Source organism: Clostridium sp. UBA1056, from assembly GCA_002316385.1.
Taxonomy (GTDB): Bacteria; Bacillota; Clostridia; order Clostridiales; family Clostridiaceae; genus Clostridium_J.
In genome coordinates, this window is sequence record DCDL01000064.1 from 1 (window position 1) to 244 (window position 244).

A 244-nucleotide genomic window follows, 5' to 3' on the forward strand; every position below is an offset into this window, starting at 1 on the left:
CGGGTAGTCATCGGATAAATTTTCTTATACTATTATCTCATTTAATTCTCCGAACTCTACTTTTAATTATATTCACTTCTAATTATACAATAAAATAAAAATTTATTAAAACTAGACATCTATTTTACAATATAAACTTTTTCTTGACTAGCCCCTAAAGGATTAGAATATGATTTATATGAGATTAATTATATGTAAGTTATCAAAAGGGGCTTTCGTAAAGTAAAATAAACTAATCTAAATA